Genomic DNA, 19,031 nt, shown 5'->3' on the forward strand with positions numbered 1-19,031 from the left:
GTGCATGCCGTGGCCGAACACCAGGGACGGGCTCGACCGCCGCTCCGGCTGGAAGGTGTCGGGGGCGGCGAAGTGGCGGGGGTCGCGGTGGGCGGCTTCGAGCCGTACCAGCACCAGGTCACCGGCGGCGATCGCGGCCCCGGCCAGGTCGAGGCCGGTCTGCGCGTACCGGGGGAAGGGCTCGCCGGTCAGCCCGGCCTGCATGCGCAGGACCTCCTCGACGGTCGCGCCGAGCTCCTCCGGGGTGGCGCCGGCCAGGCCGGCCAGCCGTCCTTCGGTGAGGAGCCGGAGGGCGGCGGTGGACATGGCGTTGCGGGCCGACAGGTAGCCGGCGGAGACGATGGTGGCGGTCATGGCGACGAGCTCGCCGTCGCTGAGCCGCCCGTCCTCGGCGTCCCGTACGGCGATGAGCGAGCTGAGCAGGTCGTCCCCGGGAGCCTCGCGCCGGGCCTCGACCAGCGTGGCCGCGTACGCCGCCAGCCCCTCCCACCCCCGGGCGGCCCGGGCCACTTCCTCCTCGGTCCCGAACACGAAGTCGGCCCCGCTCGCCGCGTCCGTCACGGCCCGGAACCGGTCGCGGTCGCCGAGCTCCACGCCGAGCAGCTCACCGATCACCGTGATCGACAGCGGCGCGGCCAGCCCCGCCACCAGCTCGGCGGGCGGCCCGGCCGTGGCCAGCGCCGCGACGTGCTCGTCCGCCAGCCGCTCGGCACGGCCGCGCAGCACCTCGACGCCGCGCGGGCTGAACGCCTTCGACACCAGCCGCCGCAGGCGCGCGTGCGCGGCACCGTCCTGGAACAGCGTGTCGTTGCCGGGGTACGCGGTGCCGGGCGGGGCGAGCCCGAACCGGCGGTCGGACAGGACGGTCGTGACGGCGTCGTAGGAGGTGACGAGCCAGGCGGGGCGGCCGTCGGGGGTTCGTACCCGGGCGACGGGTGCGGTCTCGCGGAGCCGGGCGTACTCGGGAGGGGGCGAGAGGGGGCCGGGACGGTCGAACGGCAGGGTCATCGAGGTACACGCCTTTCCGGTGGTCAGGTGCTTGCCTGCGACCAGTCAAGACGTTGACGTCGCGTCAAGGTCAAACCGAGGCCGGCCCGGTCTCGCGGGCGTCGATATTCGGTTGTGGGCGTCAGGCGCATCGCCGATGATGGCGGCCATGGCCACGACACGACGAGCCGACATGTTCACCGCGGACGGCAAGCCATCCGACGACGATCCGCGTGAGCACGGGCCCACGCTGGGCGACGAGCGCGCCACGCTGGCCGAATCCCTGCGCTGCGCACGACTCACCTTGGAGATGAAGTGCGAGGGGCTCGATGCGGAGGCCATGGCGCGGCGGTCGGTCGAGCCGTCGACGATGTCGCTCCTGGGGCTGGTGCGGCACCTGGCCGAGGTGGAGCGGGCGACGTTCCGGGTGCTGATGGCGGGCCAGGACGTGCCCAAGCTCTACTGCTCCGACACCAACCGTGACGGTGATTTCGACGGTGCCGTTCCCGACCCTCAGGTGGTGGCGGAGGCGTGGGAGGCCTGGCGGGCGGAGGTGGACTTCGCCACGCGGTTCGTGGCCGAGGCGCCCAGTCTCGACATCACCGCCGACGATCCGTTGAATCTGCACGGCAGCGGTGGCGGGACGATGTCGCTGCGCGAGGCGCTGGTCGGAATGGTCTGGGAGTACGGCCGCCACATGGGCCACGTCGACCTGTTGCGCGAGCGGATCGACGGTCGCATCGGTCAGTGAATGCGCTGAAGGAATCACTGCATTCTCCCGCGAGAAAAGGGGCCCGCCGATCAAATATCGGCGGGCCCCTTTTTTCAGCGGATCAGCGCTTCTTGTGGCAGTGCCACTTGTACGAGTAGTGGTAGTGGCCCTTCTTGTGGTAGTGGCCCTTCCACCAGTGGCCGGCCTTGTACCACTTCTTGTACCAGTGCTTGTGCCAGTAGTAGCCCTGGGGGCAGCCGGTGGTCTCACTCATGGTGGTGGTGCCGGCGGTGGCGCTCGCCTGGGCGGGAGCGGCAGTGACAAGACCCGTAAGGGTCAAGGAAGCGGCGAGGACACCGCTTGCCAGGAGCTTACGCATGATCTCTTCCTTCCGTGAGAGTGATTCCCACGATAGGAAGGCGACCAATTCGGCTCCAGGTAATAGTACGCGCTCGGCGACGCGCATTCATGTCGATCAATATGTTGATTCACCGGATCGGCGCGGCCGGAAATTCGGCGGCCACGATCGTCGCCGCGAGTGCCATTCGGTGGTCCTTCGTCCACGGCGGCCCCAGTGCCGCCCGCGGGCCGTGGAGCGTCTCGGCCGCCCGCCCGGCCAGGATTCCGGCCGCCCGGGCCTCGACGTCCTTGGCGTCATAGAAGTGGACGGCCCAGCCCCGCGCGTGTGCGAGCTCGGCCAGGATCTGGCGGTACATGACGGAGTCCGCCCGGGCTTCGTACGGTGTGCGGCGCTGGACGGCGAGGTCGTCCGGGAAGTCGAGCGGCCAGGCCCGGAGCGAGAGCGAGACGATGGGTCCGGGCAGTGCGGAGGCCAGGTCGTCCAGTGAGGCGGAGGTCGCCCGGAACGCCGAGGCCCGCACCCGGGCCACCAGTTCCGCGGCCGCGGCGTCGTCGAGAGGTTTGCCTTCGTGGTGGACGGGGGCCGCCGGCATGCCGGGCTCGATCAGGTCGATCCGCCGGCGGTCCACCACCCGGTGGCCGGACGACGCCGTGACGGCCACGGCCCAGCCGAAATGATGGGCTATCCCCACGCGCATGGCTCCGATTATGCTCCCGCCCGCACGGGCAGGGCACTGGCGATGCGCGCCGGCGGAAATCCTTTGCGGGCCGGCGCGGCCACCTGCGAGGATCCCGTTCCTGTGAGGATTCCAGCCGACTCCGAGATCCCCGACGGCGCCGTCGCCGTCCCGGCGGTCGTCACCGCGCTGGCGCGGGGCGACGCCATCACCCCCGTGTGGCGCAACGAGCTGGGCGGGCTGACGTTCCGCCTCGACGACACGCGCGGCGGGGGCGGGAGAGGGGCGCGATACGTCAAGTGGGTCGCCGCGGGCACTCCGGAGATCGACCTGGCCGCCGAGGCGGAGCGGCTGGCCTGGGCGGCACGGTGGGTACGCGTGCCACCGGTGCTGGAACACGGCGCGGACGGCGCGGGCGCGTGGCTGGTGACCGAGGCGGTGCCCGGGGTGCCGGCGGTGGACCGGCGCTGGGCCGCCGACCCGGTCGTCGCGGCGACCGCGATCGGCCGGGGGCTGCGCCTGCTGCACGACTCCCTGCCCGTCGCGGAGTGCCCGTTCGACTGGGGCGTGGCGCGGCGGCTGCCGCGCGCCGACGAGCGCATCGCCGAGGGTGAGGGGCCGGCCGACTGGGCCCCCGAGCACCGGCGGCTCACTCTCGCCGAAGCCCGGGCGCGGCTGGACGCGCCGCCGCCGATCGACCGGCTGGTGGTCTGCCACGGCGACCCGTGCGTGCCGAACACGCTGCTGCACGACGACGGCACGGTCGCCGCGCACGTCGACCTCGGCTCGCTCGGCGTCGCCGACCGGTGGGCGGACCTCGCCGTGGGGGCGTGGAGCGCGGAGCACGACTACGGGCCGGGGTGCGACAGCTGGGTGTACGAGGGCTACGGCATCGATCCCGACCCGGAGCGCATCGCCTACTACCGGCTGCTGTGGGACCTCGCCTAGCTCGCGGCGCGCTCCGCGGCCACGAGTTCCCGCACGGCCGGGGCGACCTCCTGGCCGAACGTGCGGATGGTGGCCGGGTCGTCGCCCATGACGACGTAGCCGGAGAAGCCGTACTCCAGGGTGAGCGCCGCGAGCTGCTCGGCCCACTGCTCGGGCGGGCCGGACAGGAGCCGGTCGCTGCGCGGGCCGAAGCGGCCGCCGACGTTGAGCAGGCGGCGGACGGCGGCGGGGTCGCGCCCGGCCCCGGTCGCGGCCTCGTCGATGACCGCGTTGGCCTCGGCGAGCTGGTCGAGGCTCTGCATGTACGGCAGTGAGGGCAGCCAGCCGTCCGCCTTGGCGCCGACGAGGCGGAGCATCTTCGGCTTGTACGCCCCCAGCCAGATCCCGATGTCGTGTGCCGGGGCGGGACCGCGCTTGGCTCCCTCGACCCGGTAGTACGCACCGTCCACCCGGAAGATCGATTTGTTGCCCGCGTCCCAGACGCCGCGGATGATGTCGATGGCCTCGCTCAGCGCGTCCACCGCCTGCCCGGGAGTCAGCCGGCGCCCGCCCATGGCCTCGATCGCGTCCCAGAAGCCGCCCGCGCCGAGGCCCAGCTCGAACCGGCCCCCGCTCAGCAGGTCGAGGCTGGCCGCGGCCCTGGCCAGCACGGCCGGCGGGCGGAGGGGGAGGTTGACGACGTTCCCCGACAGGTGGATGCGCTCGGTCCGCGCGGCGACGTAGGACAGCAGCGTCCAGGTGTCGAGGAAGGCCGACTGGTACGGATGGTCCTGGAAGGTCACCAGGTCCAGCCCCGCGGCCTCGGACTCCTGTGCCAGCGAGACGACCTCCTTCGGCGCGGCGTTCGCCGGCGTGATGAAGGACCCGAACAGCAGGTCGTGGCCGTAGTCAGGCATGTGCCCTCCCCCTCCGCCCGAGGGACAGATGTGTTGTCGCTCAGACAATCTCGATATCAGACGAGTGGCACAACAGCATGTCGCACGCGGGCATTCCACGCGCCTGCGACGAAGGCGGTGAGCGGCCGGCGGACGCGTCCTGTACCCGGGGATGACAGGCTGTTTCCTCCTGGAGTCGGATGTTCTCGCGGGCGATCCGGTCCATGGTCGAATGACCGAGGATTGGACGAGACATGCGAAGAACTGTCCTGACCATCAGCCTCTTAGGCGCGCTCACCGCGCCCCTGGTGCCGCCGGCCGCGGCCGCCGCCACCGCGGCGCCGGCGGCGGAGACGATCTCGTGGGCGCCCTGCGCGGAGGACCCCACGGCCGAGTGCGGCACGCTGACCGTGCCCGTCGACTACGCCAAGCCCCGCGGCGAGACGTTCGAGCTCGCGCTGGCCCGCCGCAAGGCCACCGGCCCGGCCGCCCGCATCGGCTCCCTCGTGATCAACCCGGGTGGCCCCGGCGGCTCCGGCGTCCAGGCCGTGCTGGACGACTGGCTCGGCCTCACGCCCGAGCTCACGAGCCGGTTCGACGTGGTCGGCTTCGACCCGCGCGGCGTGGGGCTCAGCCACCCGATCCAGTGCTCGCTGGACCTCGCCGTGCAGGCGCCCGACCTGCTGTCCATCAAGAGCCAGGCCGACTTCGAGGCGCTGCTGGCCTACAACGAGCGCTACCGGCAGGACTGCCGGCAGCGCACCGGTCCGCTGTTCGACCACGTGCACACCGGCAACGTCGTACGCGACCTCGACGCCCTGCGCGCCGCGCTCGGCGACGACAAGCTGACCTACTACGGCGTCTCGTACGGCACCCTGATCGGCCAGCTGTACGCCGAGCGCTACCCCCGCCGCGTGCGCGCCCTCGCGCTCGACAGCAACATGGACCACAGCCTCGGCACGACGGCCTTCCTCGACACCGAGTCGTGGGCCGCCCAGGACTCCTTCGCGGAGTTCGTCGCCTGGTGCGACCGGACCGCCTCGTGTGCCCTGCACGGCCGGGACGTCCGGGCGCTGTGGCGGGACCTGCTGGCCCGGGCCGACCGGGGCGAGCTGGAGTTCCCCGGCGCTCCCGGGGTCAAGCTGAGCAGGCTGAACCTCATCCAGCAGGCGTTCGGCGCCTTCTACGGCCCGGCGTTCAAGGAGCTGGCCGAGTTCCTCGCCGCCCTGGACAGCGGCGCGCAGGCGGCGCGGGCGATCCTGACGCCCCCGGCCGCCACGGCGGACCAGGTGATCAACGATGCCACCCAGGTGTTCTGCGAGGACTACCTGCTGCCCATCCGCGACTACCGGGACTACGCGCGGCACCTGCGCAGGTCGGCGGCCATCGCGCCGGACATGCTCATCAGCGGCGCGGGCCACCCGATCACGGTCGCCTGCCTCGGCACGCCCGCCCCGATCCCGAACCCGCAGCACCGCCTGCGCGTGTCCGGCACGCCCGCGCTGCTGCTCGGCAACGCCCTGCACGACCCCGCCACGGGCTACCCGTGGGCGGTCAACGCGGCGCGCCAGATCGGGCGCGAGGCGCGGCTGCTCACGTACGAGGGGTGGGGGCACGGCATCTACGGGCGCGGCGAGTGCCCGACCGGCGCCATCGACGGCTACCTGACCTCGCTCACCGCGCCGGACCGGGGCGCGAGGTGCCCGGCGGTGCCGCCCGCCGAGGTGAGCCCGCTGCGGGCCCGCCCGTTCCCGGGGCCGGTGCCCGGGATGCCCGGCTGGACGTACGCGCTGTCGTAAGGGGATCGGGGGCCTCGGCGAGGCCCCCGATCAGCAGTGGTAGGTGAAGCCGAACAGGCCCGCCGCGCCGGCCGCGCACAGTCCCGACCCGTCGGGGAACCACGCGCAGGAGCTGAGCTCGCCGTCCACCACGATCGCGGCCGGGCAGCTGCGCGTGGCCACCTCCCACACCCGCAGGCAGCCGTTCCGCGCGGTGGTGGCCAGCCAGGCGCCGTCCGGGGAGAAGGCCACGCCGGTCAGCCGGTCGTCGTGGCCGAACCGGGCCACCCGCTCCCCCTGGCCCTCCCCGTCCGGCCCGCCCTCGACGTCGAACAGCTCGACGGCGCCGTCGGTCGTGGCCGCCGCCACGTACCGGCCGTCCGGGGAGACGGCGACGGCCTTGACGATGCTCTCCGCCTCCAGCCGGACTCCCGTCGGCCGCCCGTCCGGCCTGCACAGCCGCACGTCCCGCTCCGACGCGACGGCCACCCAGGACGCGTCCGGCGCGATGGCCACCGCTCTCACGTCCTCGTCGTACGACTCCAGGACCCTGGATCCCTCCGGGGTCAGGACCCGTACCTCGTCGTTCACGGCGGCGACCGTCCAGCCGCCGTCGTGGGAGATCGCCACCGACGGCACGTTGGCCATGGACCTGGTGGAGGGCAGCTGCTCGGTCCGGCGCAGGGTCCCGTCCGGGTCCCACAGCTGCAGGCGTCCCTCGTGGTCGCCGGTGAGGAGGTACGCGCCGCCAGGGGCGACGGCCACGCTCCACGTCCATTCGTCGGGCCCCTGCGCTCGTACGCCGCCGTCGGGGTCCCAGAGCGTGAACCCGTCGGGCCCGGCGGTGGCCAGGTACGAGCCGTCGGGGGCGATCGCGACGGCGTGCAGATCGTGCCCGCGGGGCCGGTCCGCGGGGCCCTGGGGTACGGCCCGGTCCATGTCCCAGACGCGGATCGTGCCGTCCTCGCTCGACGAGACCAGCCGGCGGCCGTCTGGCGTGATCGCCAGGCCGGTGATCGCCTTGGTGTGGGCGTTCAGCCGGGCCCGCACCGAACCGTCGACGTCCATGATGACGATGTCGTCGTCGAAGTCGCCGACGGCGAGCCGGCGGCCGTCGGGGGCGATGGCCAGGCCGGTGCCGTGGTAGAAGACGCTGTCGAGCTCGCCGCGCGGGCTGCCGTCGGCGTTCAGCAGGAGGAGGCTGCCGGGCCCGGTGATCATCGCCAGCCATTCGCCCGAGGGCGCGATGGCCACCGCCTCGGCGCTCGTCTCGCTCGTGCGGGCGATCGGCCGGCGGGTGCCGTCGGCGTTCCACAGCTCGATGGTGCCCCGCCCGACGGCGGCCAGCCAGGTGCCGTCGGGGGCGATGGCGATGCGCTCGTACGCACCGCTCGCGTCGTCCAGGACGGCGCGCGGGGTTCCGTCGGCGTTCCAGAAGCGCAGGAACCCCTCCCCGGCCGCGGCCAGCCACGTCCCATCCGGTGCGATCGCCACGGTCTCGGCGTCGCCGGGCAGGTCGTCGAGCACGGCGCGCGGCTTGCCGTCCGGCTCCCACAGGCGGACGGTCTCGTCCCAGCTCGCCGTGGCCAGCCAGGCGCCGCCGGGGGCCACCGCGACCGACGTGACCCGCGTGTCGTGCGGGAGCAGGCTCTCCATGCGGGTGCCGTCCACGCGCCGGCGCAGCACCCGCCCCCGGTCGCCCGCGGCGGCCACCCAGGAGCCGTCCGGGACCATGGCGAGGTCGAGCAGCTGCTCCGCCGGGCTGTGGTACGTGGCCAGCAGCGCCGGATGCGGCAGGTCCGGCGGCGTCCAGCGGGCCTCCAGCCACGGCCCGCCCCCTTCCGCCAGCCACCGGCGGGCCTCCTCGCCCTTGTCCGGCGTCGCGTGCAGGCGGGCGGCGAGCGTGGGCACGACGCTCACGCCCAGCTCGCGTGCCGATTCGAGCAGGTGGGACGAGCCGGCCAGGGTGAGCCGCAGCAGCTCGGCCGTAGCGGTGCCCGACCTGTCCAGGTCCTCCAGGGCCGCCTCCACCCCGGAGTGGTGGATCCGGGTCGACAGCCAGGTCACGTCGCACACCAGCGACTCCAGCCGCTCCTCGTCCCCGGCGTCGGCGTACAGCCCGGCCAGGTTGCGCAGCATCCACTCCTCAGTGCCGGGCAGGTCGGCCCAGCCCTCGGGCGTCTCGTCCGGGTCGGCGTCGGCCAGCGTCCGGCGCGCCCGCCGCAGACCCTCCGGGCCGAGCAGCTCGCGGACGCGGGCGCCGACGGCGTCCGCGAGGACGAGCACCGGGTGATCGGTACGGCGGCTCATCAGGCGCAGGCTCTCCAGCCGGGCGATGAGCGCGCCGATCCGGCCGCCCGTCATGGTCCCGCCCGAGCTCCACAACATGGCGGCCACGCCGATGGGGATGGCCTCGCCCGCGCCGAACAGGCCGAGGTGCAGGAACCGTTCGGCGGCGGCCGGGTCCACGTCGCGCAGGCGGCCGACCGAGTGGTCGACGATCGCGCCGATCAGCGCCGCCCGCGAGTCGGGGTCGGCGAGGTCGGTCCGCTCCGGCAGCCCGGCGACCAGGCGCGCGGCCACCTCGGTGGCGGACTCAGCAGGGGACTCGGTGGCGGATTCGGTGGCGGATTCGGTGACGGGCTCAGCGGCAGGCTCGGTGGCGGGCTCTCCCGTGCCGGCCTGGCTGATGATGGCCCCGTGTGCCATGGCCAGGGCGAGCGGCCAGCCGCCGGTCAGCTCCGCCAGCCGCGTGGCCGTGCCCTCGTCCAGGGCGGGCTGGTCACGGCGCAGCATCGCGGCGCCCTCCTGGACGGTCATCGCGCCGATGCGCACGGTGATCGCGAACGGCGGCGGCTCGTCGGCCGCCCGCGCGGTGACCAGCCAGGCGCAGCCTGGCGCCGCGAACGCCATCGCCAGCACCAGGCCCGCGTGCCGCAGCCCGTCGATCACCACCAGGCGGGGTCCGGGCGTGAAGATCTCCGTTTCCAGGAGCCCGTTCATCGCCTCCTCGTCGCGGGCGAGGCCCAGGAGATCGTGCCCCTCCAACCAGGAGTAGAGCTCCATGTCCTCACCGTGCAGGCGCTCCAGCACCTGGGTCAGCTCGTCGATCCAGTTGTCGGGGTGTGAGCCGCCGGCGCTCACCCACCCGATGCCCTCGGGGTAGCGCTCGGCCACCTCCGCACGGCGCAGCGCGGCCGCCACGACGGCGGTGACGCCCATCCCCTCGACGCCTTCCGTTTCGGGGACCACCATCACCAGACCGCTCTCCCCCGAGGTCAGCGCGGCCACGACCCGGTCGACGTCCGCCGCCCGCTCGATCCAGCCGTCCGCGCCGGGAACCGCCCCCGTCTGTGTCACGTATGTCCCCCTCCGCCGTCGTTTCCCGGATCAACGGTCCGGGGCCCGGGCAAGTTCATGGAGATGTTTCGCAAAACGCGGAAGCGTGACGGTACGGCTGCCGACCGCGACTAACGTGGCCTCCCATGCACCAACCCCCGCAGAACGCCCCTCACCCGGCTCCCGTGGTGATCGACGTCGGCGCCGACGCCAAGGTCAAGGCGCTGGTCGGCGGCTCGATAGCGGGCGTGATCGGGCTCCTCGCGATCTTCTCGGCGCTGACCGGGCAGGTCACCGGCGGGACCGGCACCGCGGTCGTGGTCGCGGTCCTGGGGCTGGTCTTCCTGCTCATCGGCCTGCTGCCGGTCATCGCCTGGAAGAGGATCGGCCGGCCGCGCAGGCTGGTCCTCGACGCCTTCGGCGTGCGCTGGGACGACCCGCAGGGCCGGCCGTGGGCCGTGGCGTGGGCGGAGCTGTCCGGGGTGGGCATCTCGCGTACGCGGCAGCGCCGGGTCAAGCCCGCTGACCACCTCCTCCGCAAGACCATGGTCCGGCTCGACCTGTTCCCCGCCGATCAGGGCTTCCGCGCCCGCCATCGGGACATGGAGCACCTGTGGGAGTTCCACACGGTCAAGAACGGCTACCGGCTGCCGCTCGGGTCGAACCCCAAGTACATCCCGGTCATCGAGCAGGCGATGCGGCAGCACCGGCCCGGGGCGTACCTGGGGGTGAAGGACGAGGGGTTCATGGTGGGCCTGGTCTGAGGTCGGCCTGCCCGGCCATGGGCGCGACGAGGCCCGTCTCGTAGGCGAGCACGACCGCCTGGGCGCGGTCGCGCAGGGCGAGCTTGGCGAAGATGCGGGCGACGTGCGTCTTCACGGTGGCCTCGCTGAGGGTCAGCGCGTAGGCCAGCTCGGCGTTGGACAGGCCCTTGCCCATGAGCGTCAGCACCTCCAGCTCGCGCGGCGTCAGGGCGGCGAGGTCGCTGTGGAGGGCGGGGGACCGGCGGGCCGGGGGAACGGTCGGCGGCGGCGAAGCGCTCGACGAGGCGGCGGGTGATCGAGGGGGCCAGGAGCGCGTCGCCGGTGTTGACCAGGCGTACGGCGGCGGCCAGGTGCTCGGGGGTGACGTCCTTGAGGAGGAAGCCGCTGGCGCCGAGGGTGAGAGCGGCGTAGACGTACCGGTCGAGGTCGAACGTGGTCAGCATGATCACCCGGCAGTGCGGGTCGTGGGCGAGGACGCGGCGGGCCGCCTCCAGGCCGTCCATGCCGGGCATGCGGATGTCCATCAGCACCACGTCCGGGGAGAGTCTGATCGCTTCCGCCACCGCCTCCGCCCCGTTGGCGGCCTCGCCGACCACGTCGAGGCCGCGCGCGGTCAGGATGAGGCGGAAGCCGACCCGGACGAGCTCCTGGTCGTCGGCGATCAGCACCCGGGGCCCGCCCGCGTCCGACCGGCCCTCCACCGCCTCCGCCCGGCCCTCCACCGCCTCCGTCCGGCTCCTGGCCGCGTCCGCGCTGGTCATGGGCGCTCCAGCGGGATCCGGGCGCGTACGCGGTAGCCTCCGCCGAGTCGCCGGCGCGCGTCGAGGTCGCCGCCGTAGACGGCGACCCGCTCCCGCAGTCCCAGCAGCCCGCGCCCCGCCCCGCGCCCCGACCGCTCAGCGCCCGACCGCTCAGCGCCCGACCGCCCGCCGCCCGACCGCCCGGAACCCATCCGGTCGGCGTCGCCCGGGCGCTCACCGGAGGCGATCGCTCGCCGGGCGGCGCCCGTGAGCACGCTGGGCCCGGTGTTGAGCACCTCCACCCGCAGGTACTGGTCGGTGTAACGCACGCTCACCTCCGCCCGCGCCCCGCCCACGCCGTGCCTGAGCGCGTTCGTCAGCGCCTCCTGGACGATCCGGTACGCGGTCACGTCGATCCCGGCCGGCACCGGGCGGGGCTCCCCCGAGACCCGCACCTCCACCGGCAGCCCGGCGAACGCGATCCGGTCCGCCAGCGCCCCGAGCTGGCCCAGCCCCGGCTGCGGCGCCAGGTCCGCCGGGTCGCCGTCGTCGGAGCCGTCCTGCGCCGGCGCCAGCAGGCCGAGCAGGTGCCGCAGCTCGGTCATGGCGTCGCGGCCGGCCGACTCGACGGCCTTGAGCGCGCTCTCGGCCTCGCCCGGCATCGTGGGCAGGACCTCACGGGCGGCCCCCGCCTGCACCACCATGAGGCTCACGTTGTTGCTGACGATGTCGTGCAGCTCGGCCGCGATCCGGGCGCGCTCGGCGTCCACGGCCGTGCGGGCCGCCCGTTCGCGCTCCCGGTCCAGCAGCCGGCCCTGCTCCCCCAGCGCCGCCCGGTAACGCCGCCGCGTCCGTACGAGCGCCACCGCCAGCCACCCCGCGGTGCCGCACGCGAGCACCAGAGCGGCGATCAGCCATTCCCACACCGGACAATCCTCGCCTGCGCCGCCCGTGATCCGCATCCTCCCGGGGCCCTACATCCACGGGATGACGGCAGCCCCCGGTTACATCCGGGGCGGGATGCCCGCGCGGCGGTCCGGAACCTAGGTTCTGACCATGAACTCTCACCACGACCCCGGCGGGCGGCTCGTCGTGCGGCTGGAGGACGTCCACAAGGAGTACGGCGCGGCCAGGGCCCTGGACGGCGTGTCGCTGGCGGTCCACGCCGGGGAGGCCGTCGCCGTGATGGGGCCGTCGGGGTGCGGCAAGTCCACGCTGCTCAACATGATCGCCGGCCTCGACCGTCCGACGCGGGGCACGGTCGAGGTGGACGGCCAGGACCTGAGCACGCTGAACGAGACCGGGCTCGCGCTGTTCCGCCGCCGCCGGATCGGGATGATCTTCCAGTTCTTCAACCTCATCGAGGACCTGCCGGCGCTGGACAACGCCGCCCTGGCCGCCCAGCTCACCGGCACGCCGGCGCGGCAGGCGCGTGACCGGGCGCTGGAGCTGTTCGAGGAGCTCGGCATCGCCGAGCGGAAGGACTCCTACCCGGCGGCGCTGAGCGGCGGCGAACGGCAGCGCGTCGCCGTGGCCAGGGCGCTGATGAACCGGCCGGCGCTGTTACTGGCCGACGAGCCGACCGGGGCGCTGGACAGCCGCTCCGGCGAGCAGGTGATGGACCTGCTGATCGACCTCAACCAGATCGGCCAGACGCTGCTGATCGTCACGCACGACCCGGAGCTGGCCGGCCGCTGCGCCGGCCGCCTGGTCGAGCTCGCCGACGGGCGGGTGGCCGGCGGGCACAGCCTGCGGCTGGAGGGAACCTCATGAGCGCGGCGCGGAAGTCCGGGCTCGCGGAGGCGGTCCTCGCAGGGGTGGGGCCGGTGTGGCGGGCCGCGCGGGGGGCGGTGCGGCGGCGGAGGGTGCAGACGGTCGTGCTCGGGGTCGTGGTGTTCTGCTCGACCGTGACCATCGTGGTCGCGCTGGGCCTGCTGGAGAGCGTGTCGGCGCCGTTCGAGCGGGTGTTCGCGGCCCAGCGTGGCGCCCACGTGGTGGCGGCGTACGACGCGGGGAAGGTCTCGGCGGCCCGGCTGGCGGGCGGTGCGCGCGCGGCGGGGGTCGAGGCGGTGGCGGGGCCGTTCGCGCAGGCGGCCGTCACGATCCCGGACTCGTTCGAGCACCTGCCGCCCGGCCCGCTCTCGGTCACCGGCCGCGCGGCCCCCGGCGGGCCGGTGGACCGGGTGGACCTGTGGACCGGCCGCTGGCCGGCCCGCCCCGGGGAGATCGTGCTGAGCCGGCCGCCCAACTCCCACTTCTCGTTCCTGCTCGGGGTGACGTTCACCGTGCGGGAGGGCTCGACGTTCACCATCGTCGGGCTGGCCAGCAGCGTGAGCAGGAGCGGCGAGTCGTGGGTCACCCCGGAGCAGGCCGCCGCCCTGCGCCCGGGCACCCTCCAGATGCTCTACCGCCTGGACGGCGCGGCCACCGACGCCGAGGTCCGGCGCGGGACGGCCGCGATCACCGCGGGTCTGCCGGCCGGCGCGCTGCTGGGCACGCGGTCGTACCTGACGGTGAAGCGCGACGCCAACCGCATGGCCTCGACCTACCTGCCGTTCCTGACCGGGTTCGGCGTTCTGGGCCTCGTGGTGGCGGTGCTGATCGTGGCGAACGTGGTGAGCGGGGCGGTCGTGGCCGGGTTCCGGCACATCGGGGTGCTCAAGGCCCTCGGCTTCACGCCGAACCAGGTCGTCGCCGTCTACCTGACGATGGTGCTGGTCCCGGCGGTGGCGGGCGGCGCGCTCGGGACCTTGGCGGGCGGGCTGGCCGCGCGGCCGCTGCTGGACGACGTCGGGGCCGGGACGTTCAGCGTCGCGGTCAGCCCCTGGGTGTACGCGGCCACGCTCGCCGGCATGCCGGCCGTGGTCATGCTCGCCGCGCTGGTGCCCGCGCTGCGCGCGCGCCGGGTGCCGTCCGCCGTGGCGATCAGCGCGGCCGGCGCGAGCCGGTCCGGGAGGGGGCGGCGGGTGCAGCGGCTGCTGTCCGGCGCCCGGCTGCCGCGGGCGGTCAGTCTGGGGCTGGGGCTGCCGTTCGCGCGGCCCGGCCGTACCGCGCTCACGCTGGCGGCCGTCGTGCTCGGCGCGGCCACGGTGACGCTGGCGACCGGCCTGTCCACCACGATGACCGCGTACGGCCAGGCCGCCCAGCGCGTCGGGTACGTGCACACCATCGTCCAGACCGGCCAGGCCCGCCAGCGCGAGACGCCGCCCCGGCACGACGACGCCGCGATCGAGGCGCTGCTGAGCGCCCTGCCGGGCGCGGTGCACGTGACCGCCGACGCGTGGATCGACCTGCACCTCACCGGCTACCCGGAGCCCATCATGGGCCGGTTCCTGCGCGGGGACTCCGCGACGCTGGGCGAGACGCTCGTCGAGGGGCGCTGGCTGAGCGGCCCCGGGGAGGTGGTGGCGCCCTCGGCGTTCCTCGGCAAGCACGGCCTGGCGGTGGGCGACCGGGTCTCCCTGTCCCTGGGGCGCGGGCGCGCGGAGGCGACCGTCGTCGGCGTCACGATGGACGGCTCCGCCGACCTCGTCCAGGCCGACTGGCAGACGCTGACCGCGCTCGCGCCCACCCAGAGGGCCACCCAGTACGAGGTCCGCCTGGCCCCGGGAACGTCGGTCGAGTCCTACAACGCCGCGGTCAGGGCGGCGGACCCCGGCCTCTACCCGGTGGCCAAGAGCCGGACCGACGAGACCACCGTGGCCGTCATCGGCTTCGCGTCCGTGCTCACCCTGCTGCTGGGCACGGTCTCCGCGCTGGGCGTGCTCAACACCGTCGTGCTCGACACCCGGGAGCGGCGGCGCGACATCGGCATGCTGAAGTCCATCGGGATGACGCCGCGCCAGGTCACCGTGATGATGGTGACGTCCATGGCGGCCCTGGGGGTGGCGGGCGGGCTCCTCGGCGTGCCGATCGGCGTCGCCGCGCACCGCCTGGTCGTCCCCGCCATGGCCGGCGCGGCGGGCGTCACGCTGCCGGCGTTCATGGTCGACGTCTGGCACTTGCCGATGCTCACGCTGCTCACCCTGGCGGGGGTGGCGATCGCGGTGCTGGGGGCGTACGTGCCGGCCCGGTCGGCGGCCCGGCTCACCATCGCCACCGTGCTGCACAACGAGTGACGGCGGCGTTCCCGGGGTGGACGGGCCAGATCGGGCGGTGGAGGCTGATCCCACGGACCGTCTGCGAGACTCCGGGAGGAAAGATGCCCACGACCTACCACGCCGAGCACGTCGGCAGTCTCCTGCGCCCGCCCGAGCTGCTGCTGGCCCGCCAGGCCAGGAAGCGGGGCGAGATGAGCGACGAGGAGCTGACCCGGCTGGAGGACAGCGCCGCCCTGGCCGCGATCGAGCTCCAGCGCGCGGCGGGGATCGAGGTCTTCACCGACGGCGAGGCGCGACGGGACACCTGGATGGCCGGGCTGCTGGAGTCGCTCGGCGGGGTGTCGCCCATCGAGCTGCCCTCCACCGCCTGGTTCCGCGGCGACGGCGAGGAGGTGCCGCCCGAGGAGACCTCGTGGGACATGGTGGCCGCGACCGGCAAGCTCACGCAGAAGGCGAACTCCACGGCGGTCGAGGCCGGCTTCCTCGCCCGGCACGCCCCCGGCCAGTACAAGATCACCATGATGAGCGCCTCGATGGGCAACCTCCTGTGGCTGCCGGACGTCAGCGGCGAGGCCTACCCCACGCCCGGCGACCTGCTGCGCGACCTGCTCCCCCTGCGGGTCGCGGAGATCGAGGGCCTGCTGGAGCGCGGGGTGACCTGGATCCAGCTCGACTCGCTGAGCTACAACCACCTCATCGACCCGGGCTTCCGCGCCCGCGTGCTCGGGGCCGCCGCGCCCGACCCGGCGACCCTCCTCGACCTGACGGTCTCGATCGACGCCGCCCAGGTACGCGCGGCCAAGCAGGCCAACCCGGACGTCACGGTCGCCATGCACATCTGCCGCGGCAACAACCGCAGCGCGTGGGCCGCCAAGGGCGGCTACGAGCCGGTCGCCGAGCGGCTGTTCGGGGAGGTGCCGGTGGACCGGTTCCTGCTGGAGTACGACACGGAGCGGGCGGGCGGGTTCGAGCCGCTGCGCTTCGTCCCCCAGGGCACGATCGTCGTGCTCGGGCTGGTCTCCTCCAAGGTGCCCCGGCTGGAGTCGCAGGACGAGCTGCGCCGCCGGATCGACGAGGCGGCCAAGTACGTGCCCATGGAGAACCTCGCCCTCAGCCCGCAGTGCGGCTTCGCCTCCACCGCCAGGGGCAACCTGCTGACCGTGGACGAGCAGCGGCGCAAGCTGGAGCTCGTGGTGGACACGGCGCGCATGGTCTGGGGCTGACCCGGCCCTCATGACACACGTCACTGGTCGCAGACGTCACCTGTGGCAGGGGTCGCGGAACGGGAGGCCGGGGACGAAGGCCGTCCACTCCTCGCGGGTGAGGGAGCGGGCGGCCTGGGCGCACGCGGTCGCCGAGGCGTCCGCCGCGAGCGCCGCCGTGTCCCACTCCCAGACGGCGTAGGCGTCGCCGGTCACCTGGACGAGGTCGGCCGCCGCGGCGACCAGGGTCCTGCCGTCACCCGTGAACGCCAGGGCCCGCACCTCGCCTCCGTGGCCGGTCAGAGCGGGGCCGAGGGGAACGCCGGTGGCGGTGTCCCACAGCCGTACGGTGCGGTCCAGGCTCCCGGTGGCCAGGTACGTCCCGTCGGGGGCGAAGGCCACGGCCTGGACCTGGCCGGTGTGACCGGTCAGGGGCCCGCCGTGCGGCCGGGCGGTGGACACCTTCCAGAGCCGGGCCGTCCGGTCCTCGCTGCCCGACAGCAGCAGCGCGCCGCCGGGGCCGAAGGCCAGCGACGTGACCGGCAGGGTGTGGCCGCGCAGCACTCCGCGCTGCCGGCCTGTCGCCACCTCCCACAGCAGCACCGACCCGTCCGCGGTGCCCACGGCGAGCAGGGTGCCGCCGTCCGGGCTGAAGGCCGCCGCCGTCACCCGCGCCGGATGCCCGGCCAGGGGCGCGCCGCTCGCCCGGCCGTCGGGCAGCGTCCAGACCCGGACCGAGGCGTCCGGGCCGGTCGTGGCCAGGAGCCGGCCGTCCGGGCCGTAGGCCAGGGGGCGGCCGTGTACGGAGGCGGGGCCGTCGAGGATGGTGGTGTTCAGGCCGCGGTCGTCGTCGAAGGAGCCGGAGGCGGCCAGCGAGTGGCCGTCGGGGCCGAGGGCCACGCCGTCCACGAGATCGTCGGGCCGGATGCGCAGCCGCTCGCCGCGCCATCGGGCCGACCGCACGTCCCATGACCAGATGCTCCCGTAGCCGGCGCGGCTGCCGTCGTACGGCTGGACCACGAGGCGGCCGGCGTCGGCGCTCAGCACGGCCTGGGTGGTGTCCGGGCGCTCGTACCAGCGGGGCGGGACCGGCCGGTCGGCCGGGACCTGGCCGCCTTCCGGACCGATCAGCGTGAGCCGGTGGCGGGTGCCGCGCGGGAGCCGCCACAGCCGTACGGTGGCATCGGCGCTCGCGCTGGCCAGCACCCCGCCGTCGGGGCTGAACGCGACGGCGTTGACCGCGTGCGTGTGGCCGGTCAGCGGGTCGCCCAGGGGCCGGCGGCCGCGCACGTCCCAGAGCCTGATCGTGCCGTCCTGGCTCGCGGTGGCCAGGACGCCGCCGTCCGGGCTGAAGGCCGCCGAGGTGATCAGGCCGGTGTGGCCGGTGAGCGGGCGGCCCACGACGCGCCTGGTGGCGACGTCCCAGAGCTGGATGCGCTCGCTGCCCGTGGTGCCGGCCAGGAGCCTGCCGTCCGGGCTGAACGCGAGCGCGGCGACCTCCTCCCGGGGCTCCGGCGTGACGCTCCCGGCGGCGGGTTCGAGCGGATCGCCCGTCAGCCTGCCCGAGGCGACCTCGAACGTCCTGATCGGGCCGCGCGGGTAGGCGGCGGCGATGAGGGTGCCGTCGGGGCTGAACGCGACCGGCCCCGGCGCACCCTCCAGGGAGTGCAGGGCGGCCACCGGCGTGCCCGAGGCCGCGTCCCACAGCCGGGACGCGCCGGTGGAGCCGCCGGCCGTGGCCAGGAGGCTGCCGTCCGGGCTGAACGCGGCCCACTGCCGGGTCCACGGTGTGCGCTCGCCGCCGGTCCAGCCGCGGCGCGTGGCGGTGTCCCAGACGCGTACCCGTCCGGTCGGGCCGGCCACGGCCAGCCGGGTGCCGTCGCCGCTGTACGCCACCGCCATCCCGTCCTCGTCCCCTTCGCCGCCCGCCACCGGCCACGCCACGGGGGCCAGCCGGGTCGTGTCCCACATCCGCAGCGGCGCGCCCCGGCCGGTCGCGGCGAGGGTGGCGCCGTCGGGGCCGAAGGCGACGGAGTGCACCTCGCCCGGGAACCCGCCCAGCACCGCGAGCTGCGGGCGGGCCGTGGCCGCGCGGATCGCCGCCCTGGTCTCGGGCGACGGCGGGACGATCCGGCCGGCGGCCACGGCCAGCAGTCTGGCGGTCTGGGGCGCGGTGATCGCCAGTGCCTGGCTCTGGGCGACGAGCTGGCGGCTGAGCGCCTGGTCGCGCTGTGCCCGGGCGCGTTCGCGTTCGGCGTCCGCGGCGATGTTGCGCAGCACCAGGCCCGTGGCGGCGGTCAGGAGCACGGCGACCATCGCGGCCAGCACGGTGATCACCGTACCGCGGCGGCGCTCGCGGCGGGCGGCCGCGCGCAGCGCCGACTCCAGGAAGGCCCGCTCCAGGTCGTCGAGCTCGATCCGGGTACGGCCGGCCGCGGCCCACGTCGTCACCTGCTCGAACAGGGTGCCCCGCGGCAGGTCGCCGTCGCGGCGGCCGTGGTCGCGCCAGTAGCGGGCCGCCGAGCGCACCCGCGCGAGGACGCCGAGCC

The 19,031-nt window shown here is 74.6% G+C and carries 14 protein-coding genes and 1 pseudogene; 7 read left to right on the plus strand and 8 right to left on the minus strand.

Features of this window, described 5'->3' with window-relative positions; all coding sequences use genetic code 11:
- A partial coding sequence (locus tag ACTWPW_RS57625; RefSeq protein ID WP_443174055.1) for a cytochrome P450 occupies positions 1-1,008 on the minus strand: 1,008 nt, incomplete at its 3' end.
- A gap of 148 nt (positions 1,009-1,156) precedes the next feature.
- Here ACTWPW_RS57625 and ACTWPW_RS57630 point away from each other — a divergent pair.
- The gene (locus ACTWPW_RS57630) at positions 1,157-1,738 is read left to right on the plus strand and encodes a DinB family protein (protein WP_375112232.1); all 582 of its coding nucleotides are present in this window, start codon (positions 1,157-1,159) and stop codon (positions 1,736-1,738) included.
- 82 nt (positions 1,739-1,820) lie between these two features.
- Here ACTWPW_RS57630 and ACTWPW_RS57635 read toward each other — a convergent pair whose 3' ends face one another.
- Positions 1,821-2,078: a hypothetical protein gene (locus ACTWPW_RS57635; protein ID WP_443174056.1), complete on the minus strand. Its 258-nt coding sequence runs from the start codon at positions 2,076-2,078 to the stop codon at positions 1,821-1,823.
- 109 nt (positions 2,079-2,187) lie between these two features.
- Positions 2,188-2,757, minus strand: coding sequence for a hypothetical protein (locus tag ACTWPW_RS57640; protein ID WP_443174057.1), 570 nt, complete (start codon positions 2,755-2,757; stop codon positions 2,188-2,190).
- Positions 2,758-2,859: 102 nt separating this feature from the next.
- On the opposite strand from ACTWPW_RS57640, the gene ACTWPW_RS57645 reads away from it, so the two are divergent.
- A complete protein-coding gene (locus tag ACTWPW_RS57645) occupies positions 2,860-3,684 on the plus strand; it encodes a phosphotransferase (protein ID WP_375112229.1) in 825 nt (274 codons plus the stop codon).
- On the opposite strand, the gene ACTWPW_RS57650 is transcribed toward ACTWPW_RS57645, so the two are convergent.
- On the minus strand, positions 3,681-4,580 hold the full coding sequence (locus ACTWPW_RS57650) for an LLM class flavin-dependent oxidoreductase (RefSeq protein ID WP_443174058.1): 900 nt from the start codon (positions 4,578-4,580) through the stop codon (positions 3,681-3,683). The two genes, ACTWPW_RS57645 and ACTWPW_RS57650, sit on opposite strands and share 4 nt — an antisense overlap.
- 233 nt (positions 4,581-4,813) lie before the next feature.
- Between ACTWPW_RS57650 and ACTWPW_RS57655 the strand changes: the two genes are divergently transcribed.
- Positions 4,814-6,358 (plus strand): alpha/beta hydrolase, encoded by a 1,545-nt coding sequence (locus tag ACTWPW_RS57655; protein WP_375112227.1) that lies wholly within the window; start codon positions 4,814-4,816, stop codon positions 6,356-6,358.
- A 30-nt stretch (positions 6,359-6,388) separates the two neighbouring features.
- On the opposite strand, the gene ACTWPW_RS57660 is transcribed toward ACTWPW_RS57655, so the two are convergent.
- Positions 6,389-9,697, minus strand: a complete 3,309-nt coding sequence (locus ACTWPW_RS57660; protein ID WP_443174059.1) for a hypothetical protein — start codon at positions 9,695-9,697, stop codon at positions 6,389-6,391.
- A gap of 125 nt (positions 9,698-9,822) precedes the next feature.
- Here ACTWPW_RS57660 and ACTWPW_RS57665 point away from each other — a divergent pair, with 125 nt between their 5' ends.
- Entirely contained in the window at positions 9,823-10,440 is a 618-nt protein-coding gene (locus ACTWPW_RS57665; RefSeq protein WP_375112225.1) for a hypothetical protein, read from the plus strand.
- On the opposite strand, the pseudogene ACTWPW_RS57670 reads toward ACTWPW_RS57665, so the two are convergent.
- Together ACTWPW_RS57670 and ACTWPW_RS57675 are read right to left on the minus strand one after the other, a co-directional pair.
- Positions 10,421-11,105 (minus strand): annotated as a pseudogene (locus ACTWPW_RS57670) (response regulator). The gene ACTWPW_RS57665 and the pseudogene ACTWPW_RS57670 overlap by 20 nt on opposite strands.
- A gap of 92 nt (positions 11,106-11,197) precedes the next feature.
- Positions 11,198-12,106, minus strand: a complete 909-nt coding sequence (locus ACTWPW_RS57675; RefSeq protein WP_443174060.1) for a sensor histidine kinase — start codon at positions 12,104-12,106, stop codon at positions 11,198-11,200.
- Between the two features lie 130 nt (positions 12,107-12,236).
- Here ACTWPW_RS57675 and ACTWPW_RS57680 point away from each other — a divergent pair, with 130 nt between their 5' ends.
- The 3 genes from ACTWPW_RS57680 to ACTWPW_RS57690 all read left to right on the plus strand — a co-directional run bounded on the left by ACTWPW_RS57680 (position 12,237) and on the right by ACTWPW_RS57690 (position 16,503).
- Positions 12,237-12,953 (plus strand): ABC transporter ATP-binding protein, encoded by a 717-nt coding sequence (locus ACTWPW_RS57680; protein WP_375112222.1) that lies wholly within the window; start codon positions 12,237-12,239, stop codon positions 12,951-12,953.
- Positions 12,950-15,298 (plus strand): FtsX-like permease family protein, encoded by a 2,349-nt coding sequence (locus tag ACTWPW_RS57685; protein WP_443174061.1) that lies wholly within the window; start codon positions 12,950-12,952, stop codon positions 15,296-15,298. Before ACTWPW_RS57680 ends, ACTWPW_RS57685 begins: the two co-directional genes overlap by 4 nt.
- 83 nt (positions 15,299-15,381) lie before the next feature.
- The gene (locus tag ACTWPW_RS57690; protein ID WP_443174062.1) at positions 15,382-16,503 is read left to right on the plus strand and encodes a cobalamin-independent methionine synthase II family protein; all 1,122 of its coding nucleotides are present in this window, start codon (positions 15,382-15,384) and stop codon (positions 16,501-16,503) included.
- A gap of 36 nt (positions 16,504-16,539) precedes the next feature.
- Here ACTWPW_RS57690 and ACTWPW_RS57695 read toward each other — a convergent pair.
- On the minus strand, positions 16,540-19,031 hold a 2,492-nt coding region (locus ACTWPW_RS57695), incomplete at its 5' end, for a WD40 repeat domain-containing protein (RefSeq protein WP_443174063.1).

It is taken from the genome of Nonomuraea sp. KM90, from assembly GCF_052246675.1.
In the GTDB taxonomy this organism is placed as follows: Bacteria; Actinomycetota; Actinomycetes; order Streptosporangiales; family Streptosporangiaceae; genus Nonomuraea.